Below are 16774 nucleotides of genomic sequence, written 5' to 3'. Positions count from 1 at the left end.
CGGCGCAGCGCCGCCCGTTGTGTCTCGTGAGTGAACTGCGTCGATACTATTCTGACGGCGGATTCAATGGAAATCTTTGGCATTCCGCTACCGGCGATGCTCAGCCAGTTGCTGCTCGGTCTTGTGAACGGTTCGTTCTACGCGATCCTGAGTCTGGGGCTGGCGGTGATCTTCGGTCTGCTCAACGTGATCAACTTCGCCCACGGTGCGTTGTTCATGCTGGGTGCGATGCTCACGTGGATGGGCCTGTCGTATTTCAGTCTGCCGTACTGGGTGATGCTCGTGCTCGCGCCCGTACTCGTCGGCCTGTTCGGCATCGTGATCGAACGTTCGATGCTGCGCTGGCTATATAAGCTCGACCACCTCTACGGCCTGTTGCTCACGTTCGGGCTCACGCTCGTCGTCGAAGGCGTGTTCCATTCGATCTACGGTTCGTCGGGGCAACCCTATGACGTGCCGTCGGCGCTTGCGGGCGCAACCAATCTCGGCTTCATGTTCCTGCCGAACTATCGCGCGTGGGTGGTCGTCGCGTCGCTGATCGTGTGCTTCGCGACGTGGTTCGTGATCGAGAAGACGCGCCTTGGCGCGTATCTGCGCGCGGGCACGGAGAACCCGAAGCTCGTCGAGGCATTCGGCGTGAACGTACCGATGATGGTCACGCTCACGTACGGCTTCGGTGTCGCGCTGGCCGCGTTCGCCGGCGTGCTCGCGGCGCCCGTGATCCAGGTTTCGCCGCTGATGGGCCAGCCGATGATCATCACGGTGTTCGCGGTCGTCGTGATTGGCGGCATGGGCTCGATCATGGGTTCGATTCTAACGGGCCTGTTGCTGGGCGTGATCGAAGGGTTCACTCGCGTGTTCTATCCGGAAGCGTCGGCGACCGTGGTCTTCGTGATCATGGCGCTCGTGTTGCTAGTGCGTCCGGCAGGTCTCTTCGGCAAGGAAAAATGATGCAGAGAAAAGCGCTCTACGTTCTGCTGCTGATCGCGCTCATCGTTGCGCCGTTTGTCGGCGCGTACCCCGTGTTTGTGATGAAGGTCTTGTGCTTTGCGCTGTTCGCGGCCGCGTTCAATCTGCTGATCGGTTATACGGGCCTGCTGTCGTTCGGACACGCGATGTTTCTTGCATCGGCTGGCTATGTCACCGGTTATACGATCCAGACGCTCGGCGTGTCGCCCGAACTCGGCGTGGTAGCGGGCGTGGTGGCGGCGACGCTGCTGGGCTTTGTCGTCGGTATGTTCGCGATTCGCCGGCAGGGCATCTACTTCGCGATGGTGACGCTCGCGCTCGCGCAGATGGTCTACTTCGTGTTCCTGCAGGCGCCGTTCACGCATGGCGAAGATGGCCTGCAAGGCGTGCCGCGCGGCAAGCTGTTTGGCGCGTTGAGCCTGTCTTCAGACCTGACGCTGTACATCGTCGTGCTGGCCGTGATGGTGCTCGCGTTCCTGCTGATCGTGCGTATCGTGCATTCGCCGTTCGGGCAGGTGCTGATCGCGATCAAGGAGAACGAGCCCCGCGCGATCTCGCTCGGCTATGATACGAACCGCTTCAAGCTGTTGGCGTTCATTCTGTCGGCGGGGCTTGCGGGTCTGGCCGGCTCGCTCAAGGTAGTCGTGCTGGGCTTCGAAACGCTCGGCGACGCGTACTGGACGATGTCGGGCCTCGTCGTGTTGATGACGCTGGTGGGCGGCATGGGCACGCTGTTCGGGCCGTTGCTCGGCGCCGCCTTGATCGTCGCGCTGGAAGACCGGCTTGGCGATATCGGCAGCGGGCTGGCGTCGGTGACGGGTGTCGAGTGGTTCCGATCACTCGGCGAGTCGGCGACGATCGTCACGGGCCTTATTTTCATCGCGTGCGTGCTGGCGTTCCGGCGCGGTATAGTCGGCGAGATCGTGCAGCGGGTCAAACCGTTGCGCGCCTGAGTGGACCAGGAAAGTAGTTTGCGATCCGAAGTAACGGCTAGCCGCTGCGAAATGACGCGAACATGGAGCGAAACTACAAGAATGCGCCCCATTTTTGTGCGGCGCTGCACCACTAGGGTAAATGCTAGTTGCTCGTGAAGCGTCCCCCGTTTAATCTTCACACAGTTCTGATGCACCGAATTTTGCAGGTGGAGAACGAGGAGACATGAGGCGCATAAGTGCCCATACAAAAGCGCTGTTGGACGAAATCCAACAGCGCTTTTTACTTTTTCCGTTCGAAACTCATCTTCCTCAGCGCGCCTTTCTACGTCGCGCGGCATTGTAATTCTGGTCTTTTCTCGCTCGCTGCGCCCGGCGGTTTTCCCCAAAGATTCAAAGCCTTCAAACCGCTTGCCGCCTGTGGTATGCGTCCGCTACACTCGCCATTCACCGACCATCGGGTCGGCCTTTGGGACATTCGAATCCATTCGAACATCGGGGCGTAGAGGAGCGGAATGAAGTCGGCATTGCGGTGGATCAGCGCGACACTCGTCGCGGCAGGCGTGTGCGCAACAAATAGCGGCGCGGCATTCGCGGACGTGAAAATCGGCATGACGGTATCGGCGACGGGGCCCGCAGCCTCGCTCGGCATTCCGGAGAAGAACACCAGCGCGCTTCTGCCGAAGGAAATCGCGGGCCAGAAAATCGACTACATCGTGCTCGACGATGCAACCGACTCGACGCAGGCCGTCAAGAACGCACGCAAGCTCACCAGTGAAGATCACGTCGACGCGTTGATCGGCTCGACGGTCGTGCCGAACTCGCTGGCCATGATCGACATCGCCAACGAAACGCAAACGCCGATGATCTCGATGGCCGCGGCGGCATCGATCGTCGAGCCAATGGACGCGAAGCGCTCGTGGGTCTTCAAGACGCCGCAGAACGACATTCTGATGGCGACGGCGATTGCGCAACACATGTCGAACCACGGCGTGAAGTCGGTGGCGTTCATCGGCTTTTCGGATGCGTACGGTGAGAGCTGGTTCAAGGAATTCAGCAAGGCGGCAGATCTGAAGAAGATCAAGGTCGTCGCGAATGAACGTTTCGCGCGCAACGATGCGTCCGTGACGGGCCAGGTGCTCAAGATGATGTCGCAGAACCCGGATGCCGTGCTGATCGCCGGCGCGGGGACGCCGGCCGCATTGCCGGAGAAGACGCTGCGCGAGCGCGGCTTCAAGGGCAAGTACTATCAGACGCACGGCGTCGCGAATAACGACTTCCTGCGCGTGTGCGGCAAGGATTGCGAAGGCACGTATCTGCCCGCTGGCCCGCTGCTCGTCGCGGATCAGTTGCCCGATTCGAATCCGGTGAAGAAGGCTTCGCTCGCGTATAAGCACGCGTATGAAGGCGCTAATGGTGCGGGCTCGATCTCGACGTTCGGCGGTCACGCGTGGGACGCGGGCCTGCTTCTGCAGCACGCCATTCCCATCGCGTTGAAGAAGGGTCAGCCCGGTACGCCGCAATTCCGTGAAGCACTGCGCGCCGCGCTCGAAGACACCAAAGATTTGCCCGGCTCGCACGGCATCTTCAGCATGAGCGCGAACGATCACGCGGGTCTCGATCAGCGTGCACGTGTGATGGTGCAAATCGTCGACGGCAAATGGAAGCTTGCTTCCGATTAAACGAGGCGAATTAACGAACTCGAATTCATAAAAAAGACGCGAGCAGTTGACGCGTCTTTTTTATTGCACGCGAGATGTCTGAATAAAAAGCCGTGCAACGGCGAGGGGAGGCGACTAAAGCGGTAAAGCCTGCGTTTGAGGTTTGACGCAATTGCAACGAGCAGGGAAAACCATGCTTGGCAGGCTTATACCCGATAACTAGATTCAGTTACCCGGTTCTTACTGGATTACGACACGCATTTAAAGCGTTTGGAGACAAGCAATGAAAACGACAAAACAATGGGTCCGTACCGCGATCGCGATGGCGCTCGTGTGCGGAGCAAGTGCGGCGATGGCGCAGGTGAAGATTGGGGTCACGCTGTCCACGACGGGACCGGCCGCATCGCTCGGCATCCCTGAGAAAAACACGATCGCCCTGTTGCCTAAGGAAATCGCGGGCAAGAGCGTGCAGTACATCGTGCTCGACGACGCATCGGATACGAGCCGCGCCGTACAGAACACGCGCAAGCTGATCGACGAAGATCACGTCGATGCAATCATCGGTTCGACGGTCACGCCGAATTCGCTCGCGATGCTTGATCCCGTGTCCGAAGGCAAGACGCCGGTGATCTCACTCGCGGCATCGGCGGCCATCATTTCGCCGATGGACGCGAAGCGCGCATGGGCATTCAAGACGCCGCAGAACGACGGGCTGATGGCCGATGCGATCGCCGAGTACATGGAGAAGCACGGCGTGAAGACGGTCGCGTTCATCGGCTTCGCGGATGCGTATGGCGAGAACTGGTACAACGTCTTCAGCAAGGCGGCGGAAGCGCATCATCTGAAGCTCGTTGCGAACGAGCGCTATAACCGCGCCGATGCATCGGTGACGGGGCAGGTGCTGAAGCTGGTTGCATCGAATCCGGATGCGGTGCTGATTGCGGGTTCGGGCACGCCGGCCGCGCTGCCTGCGAAGGCGCTCAAGGAGCGCGGCTACAAGGGCAAGATCTATCAGACGCACGGCGTCGCGAACAACGACTTCCTGCGCGTGTGCGGCAAGGACTGCGAAGGCGAATTGCTGCCCGCAGGCCCGATTCTCGTCGCCGATCAGTTGCCCGATTCGAACCCGGTGAAGAAGTCGTCGCTTGCGTACAAGAATGCGTACGAGAAGGCCTATGGCGTGGGCACGGTGGCGACCTTCGGCGGTCACGCGTGGGATGCCGGCCAGATGCTCCAGCGCGCGATTCCCGAGGCGCTGAAGAAGGGCCAGCCGGGCACGGAAGCGTTCCGCGTCGCGTTGCGTGAAGCACTCGAGAACGTCAAGGACTTGCCACTCTCGCACGGCATCATGAACACGACGCCCACCGACCACAACGGTCTCGACAGGCGCGCACGCGTGATCGTCGAGATCTCGGACGGCAAGTGGAAACTCCAAAACGACTAAGACGGTACGCGCCTCTCGCTCAAGGGCGTGGTGGCGGCGTATGCGAAAGCGCTTAAGCCACGCAGCAATTTCTGATCGATAACAATGGCAAGCTCTGCCGCGCTGTATCTCAGGCGCGGCAGTTGTTTTATGTGTTTGAGCTTCGCTTCGTGGCGGGTAGTCGTTCAGCCGGCTCTCATTGTTTCTTAGTTTCGATTTCGACGTTCCAGGACGAGGAAGTATGGATCTATCAATTGCGGCGATCCTCGCGCAGGACGGCATCACGACCGGCGCGATCTACGCATTGCTCGCGCTCGCGTTGGTGCTGGTGTTCTCCGTGACGCGCGCCATTTTCATCCCGCAAGGGGAGTTCGTCTCATACGGCGCGCTGACGCTCGCCGCACTGCAGACACAGAAGTTTCCAGCGACGTGCTGGTTGCTGATGGCGATGGGGCTCGCGTGCTTCGTCGTCGAAGTGACGGGGATGGCGCGGCATGCGGAGCGGCGGCGTCATGCGGCGCGCACGCTCGTGATGCTGGTCGGCAAGTATCTGCTATTTCCCGTCGCCGTCTACGCGGTCACGCGCGGCGTGTTCATGCAGCCGCTGCCGATGCTCGCGCAGATCGCGCTGACGCTGCTGATCGTGGTGCCGATGGGGCCGTTCGTCTATCGCCTCGCCTATGAGCCGGTTGCCGAAGGGACGACGCTGTTGCTGCTGATCGTATCCGTTGCCGTGCACTTCGCGATGGTCGGCCTCGGGCTCGTAATGTTCGGCGCGGAAGGCTCGCGGACCAACGCGTTCACCGATTCCACGTTCAACGTCGGCAGCCTGTCGATCTCGGGGCAGAGCATGTGGGTGATCGGCGTGGCCGTGGTGCTGATCGGCGTGTTGTACGTGTATTTCGATCGCTCGATTTCGGGTAAGGCATTGCGCGCGACGTCGGTGAACCGGCTCGGCGCGCAGCTCGTCGGCATCGGCACGACGCAGGCGGGACGCCTCGCGTTCACGCTTGCGGCCGGTCTCGGCGTGCTGTGCGGGATTCTCGTCGCGCCGCTCACGACCATCTACTACGACTCGGGCTTCCTGATCGGTCTGAAGGGCTTCGTCGGTGCGATTATCGGCGGGCTGGTCAGTTATCCGCTGGCGTTCGCGGGTTCGATACTGGTCGGCTTGCTGGAGTCGTATTCATCGTTCTGGGCCAGTTCCTACAAGGAAGTGATCGTGTTCACGCTGATCATTCCCGTGCTGCTCTGGCGGAGTCTCGCCAGCCCGCACGCGGAAGAAGAGGAGGAATGAGGCGATGAAACGCATCATGAAAAACAGGTTCTTCTGGTTGTTCCTCATCGTGATGTTCGCGCTGCCCGTGCTGCCGCAGCCGATCCGCGTGCCCGAGTACTGGGTGACGCTGCTCAACTACATCGGGCTGTATTCGATCGTGGCGATCGGCTTGGTGCTGCTGACGGGCATCGGCGGAATGACGAGCTTTGGGCAAGCGGCATTCGTCGGCGTCGGCGCGTATGCGACGGCGTATCTGACGACGCAGTTCGGCGTATCACCGTGGCTCGCGCTGATCGTCGGTGTCGTGCTGACGGCGCTGATCGCGCTGCTGCTCGGCGCCGTCACGATGCGGCTGTCGGGCCACTTCCTGCCGCTCGGAACGATCGCATGGGGTCTCGCGCTGTTCTTTCTGTTCGGCAATATGGAGATGCTCGGCAAGTACGACGGGATCAACGGGATTCCGGTGCTGAACGTGCTCGGCATCAAACTGGAATCGGGCCGCCATATCTATTACCTGATCTGGATCGTCGTGCTCGGCGCCGTGGTGTCTGTTCAGAATCTGCTTAATAGCCGGCCGGGTCGGGCGATTCGCGCGCTGCGCGGCGGTGGCTTGATGGCGGAGGCAATGGGCGTGAATACAGCATGGATGCGCGTCGTGATCTTCGTGTACGCAGCAGTGCTGGCGGCGATTTCGGGCTTTTTGTACGCGCATTTGCAGCGGGCGGTGAACCCGACGCCGTTCGGCCTCAATCACGGCATCGAGTTTCTGTTCATGGCCGTGGTTGGCGGTGTCGCACACGTGTGGGGCGCAGTGCTCGGTGCGGCGATCCTGACGATTCTCCAGGATTATCTGCAGACGCTGCTGCCGAAACTGCTCGGCGAAAACGGCAACTTCGAGATTATCGTCTTTGGCGTCCTGATGGTCCTGCTTCTGCAGTATGCACGCCAAGGCGTGTGGCCGTTCGTCGCTCGCATGTTCCCGCGCGGTCCGCGGGCGCACGTGCCGGATCATGCGGATGCTTTGCCGCAGCGCAGCAAGCCGACTGCGGGCGAATCACTGCTGGTGGTGGACAAGGCGCGCAAGCAGTTCGGCGGCCTGGTGGCGGTCAACGATGTCAGCTTCGAAGTGAAGGCGGGGCAGATCATCGGCTTGATCGGGCCCAACGGCGCGGGCAAGTCGACGACGTTCAATCTGGTCACGGGCGTCCTGCAACCGACCAGCGGCTCGATTTCGTTTCAGGGTGAGCGTATCGATGCGCTCAATTCACGTGAAATCGTCAAACGCGGCATTGGGCGCACTTTCCAGCACGTCAAACTGCTGCCGGGCATGACCGTGCTGGAGAACGTCGCCATTGGCGCGCATCTGCGCGGGCATGCGGGCGTGTGGCGCAGCGTGGCGCGCCTGAATGCGGCCGAGGAGGCGCGTCTGATGGCGGAAGCGGCTCGCCAGATCAGGCGCGTGGGTCTCGAAGAGCATATGTACGACGAAGCGGGCAGCCTCGCGCTGGGTAAGCAACGCATTCTGGAGATCTCCCGTGCGCTGTGCTGCGATCCGACGCTTCTGCTGCTCGATGAGCCAGCGGCCGGCCTGCGTTATCAGGAAAAGCAGCAACTGGGGACGCTGCTGCGCAAGCTTCGCGAGGAAGGCATGAGCGTGCTGCTGGTCGAACACGATATGGATTTCGTGATGAACCTGACGGATCGACTGGTGGTCATGGAGTTTGGGACGCGTATCGCGGAAGGCTTGCCGCAAGACGTGCAGAACGATCCGGCCGTGCTGGAAGCTTATCTGGGCGGGGTGGAGTGATGGTGAATCAGACAACGGCTGCACCGATTCTCGAAGTTAGCAGTCTTTCCGTGCGTTATGGAAAGGTCGAAGCGTTGCACGGCGCGAAAATCGCCGTCGGCCCCGGCCAGATCGTCTCGGTGATTGGTCCGAACGGCGCGGGCAAGTCGACGCTTCTGAACGCGATCATGGGCGCGTTGCCCGTGACGGGACATGCAAAGGGCGCAATCATGTACCGAGACGAGGACGTGAGCCACGTTCCCATCGAGAAGCGGGTTGCGCGCGGTATGTGTCTTGTGCCGGAAAAGCGCGAGCTGTTTGCCGCGATGACGGTGGAGGACAATCTCGTTCTGGGCGCGTATCGGCGCAAGCGCGCCGGCGAACGGAATTATCTAGACCAACTTGAGCCCGTGTTCCAGCTTTTCCCGCGATTGAAGGAGCGTCGCAAGCAAGCTGCTGGAACCTTGTCGGGCGGTGAGCGGCAAATGCTGGCGGTTGGGCGCGCGCTGATGGGCAAGCCGGATCTGCTGATGCTCGATGAACCGAGCTTGGGCTTGGCGCCACTGATCGTGAAGGAGATTTTCCATATCATCAGCGCACTGCGTCAGACGGGTGTCGCCACGCTGCTGATCGAGCAAAATGCACGCGCTGCGCTACAGATCTCCGACTATGGCTATGTTCTCGAAACAGGGGAGCTGGCACTGGAAGGAGAGGCGAATGAGTTGGCGCAGAATCCGCGTGTCATCGAGACATATCTAGGTCTGACGAAGAAAGTCGCGTAGCCAAAGGATTTTTTGGCGAATTGGCTGTCAAATGAGCGGCGTGTTTCACGTGAAACACGCCGTTTTTTCGTCCTATACCGTCTGGACGGAATTCGGGCCAAAAGCGAACCCGCTATAATTTCGCCCATACTTTCTTTTAGGCTCACGCTGGATCCCGCGTGAGATCCGCGATGCTTTATCCCACAGAGTTTGACGTAATCGTCGTTGGCGGCGGTCATGCCGGCACGGAAGCCGCTTTGGCGTCCGCACGCATGGGCAACAAGACGCTTTTGCTGACGCACAACATCGAAACCCTCGGTCAGATGAGCTGCAATCCGTCGATTGGCGGCATTGGCAAAGGCCATCTGGTCAAGGAAGTCGATGCGCTCGGCGGCGCAATGGCGGCTGCTACCGACGAGGGCGGGATTCAATTCCGCATTCTCAACTCGTCGAAAGGGCCCGCCGTTCGGGCGACGCGCGCCCAGGCTGATCGCATTCTGTACAAGGCGGCGATCCGCCATCGCCTCGAAAATCAGCCCAATCTTTGGCTTTTCCAGCAGTCTGTCGATGATTTGATGGTCGAAGGCGACCGAGTTGTCGGTGCCGTGACGCAGGTTGGAGTTCGTTTTCGCTCGCGCGCGGTGGTTTTGACGGCGGGGACATTCCTCGATGGGAAGATTCACGTCGGCCTCAACAACTACACGGGCGGGCGAGCAGGGGACCCGGCTGCGGTGTCACTGTCGGCGCGGCTCAAAGAGTTGAAGCTGCCGCAAGGTCGGTTGAAGACGGGGACGCCGCCGCGTATCGATGGCCGTACGATCGATTTCTCGAAGCTGGAAGAGCAACCGGGTGACCTCGATCCGATCCCGGTGTTCTCGTTCCTCGGACGCGTCGAGCAGCATCCGCGGCAGGTTCCGTGCTGGGTTACGCATACCAATTCCCAAACTCACGACATCATTCGCAGCGGTCTGGACCGTTCGCCTATGTACACGGGTGTGATCGAAGGCGTTGGGCCGCGTTATTGCCCTTCGATCGAGGACAAGATTCACCGTTTTGCGTCGAAAGAGTCGCATCAGATCTTTCTCGAGCCGGAAGGCTTGACCACGAACGAGTTCTATCCGAACGGAATCTCCACGAGCCTGCCGTTCGACGTCCAGCTCGAGTTGGTCCGGTCGATGGTCGGCTTGGAGCACGCGCATATCCTGCGTCCGGGCTATGCGATCGAATACGACTACTTCGATCCGCGTGGGCTGAAGGCTTCGCTGGAAACGAAGGTAATCAACGGCCTGTTCTTTGCCGGTCAGATCAACGGTACGACCGGCTACGAAGAGGCGGCGGCGCAAGGGCTGCTGGCTGGGATCAATGCTGGTCTGTATGTGCAGGGCAAGGAAGCGTGGTGTCCGCGCCGTGATCAGGCGTATCTGGGCGTGCTGGTGGACGATCTGGTCACGCGGGGCGTGTCCGAACCCTATCGGATGTTCACGAGTCGCGCAGAATATCGCTTGAGCCTGCGCGAAGACAACGCCGACATGCGTCTGACGGAGATCGGACGTGAACTCGGCGTCGTGGACGACGAGCGCTGGGATGCATTTAGCCGTAAACGCGACGCTGTTTCACGTGAAACAGAGCGGCTGCGTACCACATGGGTCAATCCGAAGACGCTTTCGTCTGAGGAAGCGACCGCCTTGCTCGGCAAGTCGATCGACCATGAGTACAGTCTCGCCGATCTGCTGCGGCGCCCCGGAGTTTCGTACGACGGCGTCTGCGCTCTGCGCGAAGGCGCGTGCGGCCCGGCAGAAGTGCTGGCTGATGACGAAGTGCTGCTCGCGCAGATCAAGGAACAGATCGAGATCGGCGTCAAATATCAGGGCTATATCGAGCGGCAAGCAGGTGAGATCGAGCGAAACGAGGCGCACGAGAACACGAGATTACCCGAGAACCTGGATTACTCGGAGGTTCGCGGGCTGTCGTTCGAGGCACGTCAGAAGTTGACGCAGTTCCGCCCGGAAACGATCGGCCAGGCGTCGCGTATTTCGGGCATCACACCGGCTGCGATCTCGCTACTAATGGTTCATCTGAAGCGCGGCCTCGGTCGGCGCGCACAGAATCCCACTAACGCTGCTGGCACCGACAACTCGCCGGTGGCTCAATGACGGCGCGTATCGACACGACAGCGGGGCGCGAGGCGCTCGCCGCTCTGCTTGACGACGGCCTACGCGAACTGGACATTGATCTGAGCGCGGAACAAAAGGGCAAACTGCTCGACTACGTTGCGCTGCTGGCCAAGTGGAACGCCGTCTACAACCTGACGGCGATTCGCGATCCGCGTCAAATGCTGATCCAGCACATCCTCGATTCTCTTTCGATCGTTCCGCATCTGGCTACGCTTGGACCGGCGACGCTGCTGGACGTCGGTTCGGGCGGTGGACTGCCGGGCATCGTGCTGGCGATCGTGTTTCCTGAATGGTCGATCACCGTCAACGACATCGTTCATAAAAAGTCCGCGTTCCAGTCACAAGCTAAGGCGGAACTCGGCTTGGGAAATCTGTCGGTTGTGACGGGGCGCGTCGAAAATCTGCGGCCGGGGGCCGAGGTTCCGGGAAAGTTCGATGTAATTGTCTCGCGCGCATTCGCAGAGCTGTCGGATTTCGTTACACTGGCCCGTCACCTCGTTGCGCACGACGGTGCGATCTGGGCAATGAAGGGCGTTCGGCCGGATGGGGAAATCGAGCGCCTGCCTGAAGGCGCCCACGTGAAGCAAGTGATTCGTCTCAAAGTGCCTGCACTGGATGCCGAGCGGCATCTCATCGAAGTCACGGTAGGCTGAATTTCAAATCGAAATTTCATTAAACAGGCTGCAAAGGGACACCTAACAGATGGCAAAAATCTTCTGCGTTGCGAACCAGAAGGGTGGAGTCGGCAAAACGACGACCGCGGTCAATCTCGCCGCGAGCCTCGCATCGCAGGGACAGCGGGTGCTGCTCATCGATCTCGATCCGCAAGGAAACGCCACCATGGGCAGCGGCGTCGACAAAGCCGCGTGCGAGAACACGGTTTACGAAGTGCTGGTCGACGGCGTGTCGGTGGCCGATGCGCGAGTGAAGTCGGAAGCCGTTTCGTATGATGTCGTGCCGGCGAACCGCGAACTGGCAGGGGCTGAAGTCGAGTTGGTCGGCATGGAGAATCGCGAGCGTCAGCTCAAGGAGGCGATTGCGCACGTCGTGCCGGACTACGACTTCGTGCTGATCGACTGTCCTCCTGCGCTGTCGCTGCTGACGCTTAACGGACTCTGCGCCGCGCATGGCGTCGTTATCCCGATGCAATGCGAATATTTCGCGCTCGAGGGCCTGTCGGACCTCATCAATACGATCAAGCAGGTGCATGCGAACCTGAACCGCGACCTGAAGGTGATCGGCTTGTTGCGCGTGATGTTCGATCCACGCATCACGCTGCAACAGCAGGTATCGGAACAACTCAAAGAGCACTTTGGAGACAAGGTGTTCGACGTCGTCATTCCGCGGAACGTGCGACTCGCCGAGGCGCCGAGTTACGGCCTGCCGGGTGTCGTGTTCGACCGCGCATCGCGCGGCGCGCAGGCTTATGTGCAGTTCGGCGCGGAAATGATCGAGCGGGTGCGCCTGCTATGACGCAGCGTCAATCATCCAAAGCGGATCGAGGAACCACGATGAACGCAGTAGCACGGAAGAAGGGGTTGGGCAGGGGGCTGGAGGCACTGCTCGGCGGAAGCGCGGATATCACAGAAGCGGTGAAGATCAACGGCGCACCTCACACGTTGCCGCTCGACAAGATGCAGGCGGGCAAGTATCAGCCGCGCACGCGCATGGACGAGGGTGCGCTGCAGGAGCTGGCGGCCAGCATTCGCGCGCAGGGTCTGATGCAGCCGATTCTCGTGCGGCCCGTTTCTCCGGAGAAGTTCGAAATCATCGCTGGCGAGCGGCGGTTTCGTGCTGCGCGCCTCGCTGGTCTCGAAGAAGTGCCTGTCCTGGTGCGCGACGTGCCCGATCAGGCTGCCGCTGCGATGGCGCTTATCGAGAATATCCAGCGCGAAGACCTGAACCCGCTGGAAGAGGCGCAGGGTATCCAGCGGCTGCTCGATGAGTTCAGCTTCACGCATGAACAGGCGGCCGAGTCCGTGGGGCGCTCACGCAGCGCGGTGTCGAATCTGCTGCGTCTGCTGAATCTGGCGTCGCCCGTGCAAACGATGCTGCTTGCCGGCGATCTCGACATGGGCCACGCGCGTGCACTGCTTGCCGTGGACGGGGCCACGCAGATTACGCTCGCGAACCAGGTCGTCAACAAGCGCATGTCGGTGCGGGAAACCGAAAAGCTGGTCACGGCGACGACGAAGGCCGTACCCGCTGTGAAGGCGAAAGCGAACAACGACGGCGGCCGCGATACTCGACGGCTCGAAGAGGAACTGTCGGATCTGCTCGCCGCCACGGTGAAGATCAAACTCGGACGCCGTGGGCGAGGGCAGGTGCTCGTGGATTTCGGCGACCTCGATGCGCTGGAAGGCATTCTCGCCCGCTTGCGGGGCAACGCAGCCGCCGCATAGAACCCTTTCCGATGCCCGCTGCCGAGCAAGCGCTAAAACCACATCGCAACCTGCTAAGCACGATCATCCACTATGTAACGAAGGAGCCGGTCCTTACCGTGCTCGTCGTTGCATTGATCGTGTTGCAGGTTTTTCATCCGCACCCGTGGGGATCGCTGCCCGCACTGGTCGACTGGCAGACGGTGATGACGCTTGCCGGGCTACTGATCTTGACGAAGGCCGTCGAATATTCAGGATTCCTGATGTGGCTCGCGCATCGCGTCGTCCGTCACATCCGGTCGCAGCGAGCGCTGGCGTATCTGCTGATCGCGCTCGCGGCTTCGCTGTCGACGTTGCTCACCAATGATGTCGCGTTATTCGTCGTCGTGCCGCTTACGTTGTCGCTGAACGAGCTGGCGCCGCTGCCGCTCAAGCGGCTCGTCATTTTCATCGCGATAGCGGTCAACGCAGGCTCGATCCTCACGCCTTTGGGCAATCCGCAAAATCTGTTTCTCTGGCAAACGAGCGGCGTCTCATTCGGCGGGTTCGTGTTCGCGCTCGCGCCCTTGTGTTTGGCGCTCATGCTGATGCTGTACGCGTTGGCCACGGTATCGTTCAAGCGGACCGAGCTGGACCTGTCGAAAGACACGGAACCGCACCCCGTTGACCGTCCGTTGCTTGGGGTTGCCGTGGTCTTGTTTGCGGCATTCGTGCTGCTCGCTGATTCTCATCGAGCGGGCATCGGACTGATTGGCGTCGGCGTCGGATTTATCTTCTGGCGCCCGCGAATCGTTCTGAAGATCGACTGGCTTTTGCTGCTGATCTTCGTGTTCATGTTCATTGTGTTGCGAAGCGTTGCGGCGTTGCCGTGGGTAAACAACGCTGTCGGGCAACTGCATCTCGCCACGCCGCTGCGTGCCTACGCGGCGGGCGCCGTGCTCTCCCAGTTCATCAGCAACGTTCCCGCAGCGATCATGCTCGCCGAGTTTTCAAAGGATTGGCGAGCCCTTGCGTTCGGCGTCAGCGTCGGCGGCTTCGGATTCGCGATCGGTTCGCTGGCGAATCTGATTGCAATGAGGCTGTCAGGACAGCGCGGAATGTGGGCGCAATTTCACCTCTTTTCGATCCCGTTTTGGGTCGTCAGCGGGGCTGTTGGCGGCTGGCTTCTGTTGCATTTTTGACACTCCTGCGTGTGACAAAAACACGCATTGGAACGTGATGCCCTAGCACAGTCCGGCCCGCATTTCCCGGTCTCCCGCGACGTCCTTACATTTGCAGTCCGACAGCATGAAAATCGGAGTTTTCCCGTATCGTGAAGCACCGTTTCATGCGGGTTATTGGTCGGGCTAAAGTCTTGAATTGCCTGCAACTATCGCTTACAATCGCCCGGATTTATTTGCTAGGCAAACCCGTAAGCGGTGCGAAAGCTCGCGGACTGAACAGGACTCTGCGGAACACTGCGATGGCGGTCAAAGCGTCGAACCAAACGCCGCAACAACGGCACGACGAACACCGCAACGGGCGCAGTGGCCCGCAAGCGACTGATGGTCAGCGCGCCGTGCATGACGAGGCGTGGGATGCCGAGCAGCAAGATAACAATATCGTTCCGCTCACGCGGGCCGAGGCCGAAAAGCTGTTCGGCCCGAACGTGAGTCGTCCATCGCGCGTTACACCGTTCAAGGTCGTGATTGCGCAAATGGTTTTGTCCCTGGGTGCGACGCTGCTGTGGTGGCTGTTCTACAAGCCGCCGGGCGATGCTGCGCTGTCCGCCTTCCTGGGAGGAGCGATTTGCTGGGTGCCGAGCGCATTGTTCGCGGCACGTCTTAAGAAGTTGAGCGGCGCCCAGACAGCGATGAGCTGGATGATCGGTGAAGCGCTCAAGATGGGGACAACGATCGCGATGTTTATTGCCATCGCCTTCTGGTATCACGACGTACGGTGGATTCCGCTACTCGTCACCTACCTCATCGCTCTCAAGACGTACTGGATCGCGCTCGCCTGGCGGTGAAGCAAACGAGACACTAGGCTGATGCGAGCCGTGAACAACGCGGCGTCAGCAACGAGGCGCGCGGGTTCGACAAAGATCCGCGCTGGCGTGTTCCCGCAATACAGTATTGCGGCGGGAGCGGCCCGGAAAGATTTTCGACAATTTGGGTGGCATTAACGATATGGCAGCTAGCGAAGGAACGCGCGCTCTGGATCCGTCCGAGTACATTGCGCACCACTTGCAGAATTTTTCCACCGCTCATCAGACGTCGATTTTCGACATCCACGTCTGGAATCTCGATACGCTTTTCTGGTCGATCGTGTGCGGTCTCGTCACCATCCTCGTGCTGCGTCTTGCCGCACGTAAGGCGACGTCCGGCGTGCCGGGCCGCTTCCAGTGCGCAATCGAAATGCTGGTCGAGATGGTCGAGGATCAATCGAAGTCGATGATCCACGGCAATCGCACTTTCATTGCTCCGCTCGCGCTGACCGTGTTCGTCTGGGTCGCGCTGATGAACTCACTCGACTTTCTCCCCGTCGACCTGCCGGGCCGCGTGATCGACCTGCTGGGCCTGTCGACTGTCATCCCGCACCACCGCATCGTTCCGACTGCCGACCTGAACGGCACGCTCGGCATCGCGCTCGGCGTGTTCGCGCTGATGATTTACTACAACTTCAAGATCAAGGGCGCAGGCGGCTTCGTGCACGAGCTGCTGTCCGCTCCGTTCGGCGCGCATCCGCTGCTGTGGATCCCGAACCTTGCACTGAACATCATCGAGTTCGTCGCGAAGACGGTTTCCCTCGGCATGCGGCTGTTCGGCAACATGTACGCGGGCGAGCTGTTGTTCCTGCTGATTGCCCTGCTCGGCAGCATCTGGAGCTTCGGCGCGGACACGACGGTGCTTGGCTTCATCGGCCACGTGATCGCGGGCAGCGTGTGGGCGATCTTCCACATCCTGATCGTTCTGCTGCAGGCGTTCATTTTCATGATGCTGACGCTGGTGTACATCGGCCAGGCACACGACACCCACTAACGCGGCGTCGTAAGAAAGAATCAGAGTTTCAAGAATCGTAGTTTTTTAAATCCCAGTTCCAAAAAGACTTTTCACAAAGGAGTGATCATGCAAGCTTTCATCGCCAACATCCAGGGTCTGACCGCCATCGGTATCGGCATCATCATCGGCCTGGGTGCTATCGGCGCCTGTATCGGTATCGGTCTGATGGGCGGCAAGTACATCGAAGCATGCGCTCGCCAGCCGGAACTGATGAACCCGCTGCAAACCAAGATGTTCCTGCTGGCTGGTCTGATCGATGCGGCGTTCCTGATTGGCGTTGGTGTGGCAATGCTGTTTGCGTTCGCGAACCCGCTGCTGTCGAAGCTGGCAGGCTGAGGTTCCTCGGAAGTGTGCGCCTGATCTATAA

The 16774-nt window shown here is 60.3% G+C and carries 15 protein-coding genes; all 15 read left to right on the top strand.

Translation table 11 applies throughout. From position 1 onward, the window contains the following. Positions 1 to 66: 66 nt before the first annotated feature. The 15 genes from H1204_RS17340 to atpE all read left to right on the top strand — a co-directional run bounded on the left by H1204_RS17340 (position 67) and on the right by atpE (position 16743). Positions 67 to 951, top strand: coding sequence for a branched-chain amino acid ABC transporter permease (locus H1204_RS17340; protein ID WP_180729249.1), 885 nt, complete (start codon positions 67 to 69; stop codon positions 949 to 951). Next, positions 951 to 1922: a branched-chain amino acid ABC transporter permease gene (locus H1204_RS17335; protein WP_180730987.1), complete on the top strand. Its 972-nt coding sequence runs from the start codon at positions 951 to 953 to the stop codon at positions 1920 to 1922. The genes H1204_RS17340 and H1204_RS17335 overlap by 1 nt, the downstream gene beginning before the upstream one ends. 494 nt (positions 1923 to 2416) lie before the next feature. After that, positions 2417 to 3583, top strand: coding sequence for an ABC transporter substrate-binding protein (locus tag H1204_RS17330; RefSeq protein WP_180729248.1), 1167 nt, complete (start codon positions 2417 to 2419; stop codon positions 3581 to 3583). A gap of 262 nt (positions 3584 to 3845) precedes the next feature. Next, positions 3846 to 5006 (top strand): ABC transporter substrate-binding protein, encoded by a 1161-nt coding sequence (locus H1204_RS17325; protein WP_180729247.1) that lies wholly within the window; start codon positions 3846 to 3848, stop codon positions 5004 to 5006. Between the two features lie 220 nt (positions 5007 to 5226). Further along, positions 5227 to 6282 (top strand): branched-chain amino acid ABC transporter permease, encoded by a 1056-nt coding sequence (locus H1204_RS17320; RefSeq protein ID WP_180729246.1) that lies wholly within the window; start codon positions 5227 to 5229, stop codon positions 6280 to 6282. Between the two features lie 4 nt (positions 6283 to 6286). Continuing rightward, a complete protein-coding gene (locus H1204_RS17315; protein ID WP_180729245.1) occupies positions 6287 to 8071 on the top strand; it encodes a branched-chain amino acid ABC transporter ATP-binding protein/permease in 1785 nt (594 codons plus the stop codon). After that, complete coding sequence (locus H1204_RS17310; protein ID WP_180729244.1) at positions 8071 to 8832, top strand: ABC transporter ATP-binding protein; 762 nt, start codon at positions 8071 to 8073, stop codon at positions 8830 to 8832. Before H1204_RS17315 ends, H1204_RS17310 begins: the two co-directional genes overlap by 1 nt. A gap of 170 nt (positions 8833 to 9002) precedes the next feature. After that, positions 9003 to 10964, top strand: coding sequence for a tRNA uridine-5-carboxymethylaminomethyl(34) synthesis enzyme MnmG (mnmG, locus tag H1204_RS17305; protein ID WP_180729243.1), 1962 nt, complete (start codon positions 9003 to 9005; stop codon positions 10962 to 10964). After that, positions 10961 to 11638, top strand: coding sequence for a 16S rRNA (guanine(527)-N(7))-methyltransferase RsmG (gene rsmG, locus H1204_RS17300; protein ID WP_180729242.1), 678 nt, complete (start codon positions 10961 to 10963; stop codon positions 11636 to 11638). The genes mnmG and rsmG overlap by 4 nt, the downstream gene beginning before the upstream one ends. A gap of 49 nt (positions 11639 to 11687) precedes the next feature. After that, a complete protein-coding gene (locus tag H1204_RS17295) occupies positions 11688 to 12458 on the top strand; it encodes an AAA family ATPase (RefSeq protein WP_180729241.1) in 771 nt (256 codons plus the stop codon). Between the two features lie 38 nt (positions 12459 to 12496). Then, a complete protein-coding gene (locus H1204_RS17290; RefSeq protein WP_180729240.1) occupies positions 12497 to 13387 on the top strand; it encodes a ParB/RepB/Spo0J family partition protein in 891 nt (296 codons plus the stop codon). A gap of 11 nt (positions 13388 to 13398) precedes the next feature. Continuing rightward, positions 13399 to 14547: an SLC13 family permease gene (locus H1204_RS17285; protein ID WP_180729239.1), complete on the top strand. Its 1149-nt coding sequence runs from the start codon at positions 13399 to 13401 to the stop codon at positions 14545 to 14547. Positions 14548 to 14828: 281 nt separating this feature from the next. Continuing rightward, on the top strand, positions 14829 to 15374 hold the full coding sequence (locus tag H1204_RS17280) for an ATP synthase subunit I (RefSeq protein ID WP_180729238.1): 546 nt from the start codon (positions 14829 to 14831) through the stop codon (positions 15372 to 15374). A 160-nt stretch (positions 15375 to 15534) separates the two neighbouring features. Continuing rightward, the gene (gene atpB, locus H1204_RS17275; protein WP_180729237.1) at positions 15535 to 16386 is read left to right on the top strand and encodes a F0F1 ATP synthase subunit A; all 852 of its coding nucleotides are present in this window, start codon (positions 15535 to 15537) and stop codon (positions 16384 to 16386) included. A gap of 87 nt (positions 16387 to 16473) precedes the next feature. After that, positions 16474 to 16743, top strand: coding sequence for a F0F1 ATP synthase subunit C (gene atpE, locus H1204_RS17270; RefSeq protein ID WP_007180033.1), 270 nt, complete (start codon positions 16474 to 16476; stop codon positions 16741 to 16743). Positions 16744 to 16774: the final 31 nt, after the last annotated feature.

Origin of the sequence: Paraburkholderia sp. PGU19 (assembly GCF_013426915.1) — a bacterium.
Classification (GTDB): domain Bacteria; phylum Pseudomonadota; class Gammaproteobacteria; order Burkholderiales; family Burkholderiaceae; genus Paraburkholderia.
The sequence above is the reverse complement of the archived record's forward strand: the minus strand, read 5'-3'. Positions and strand labels throughout refer to the sequence as shown.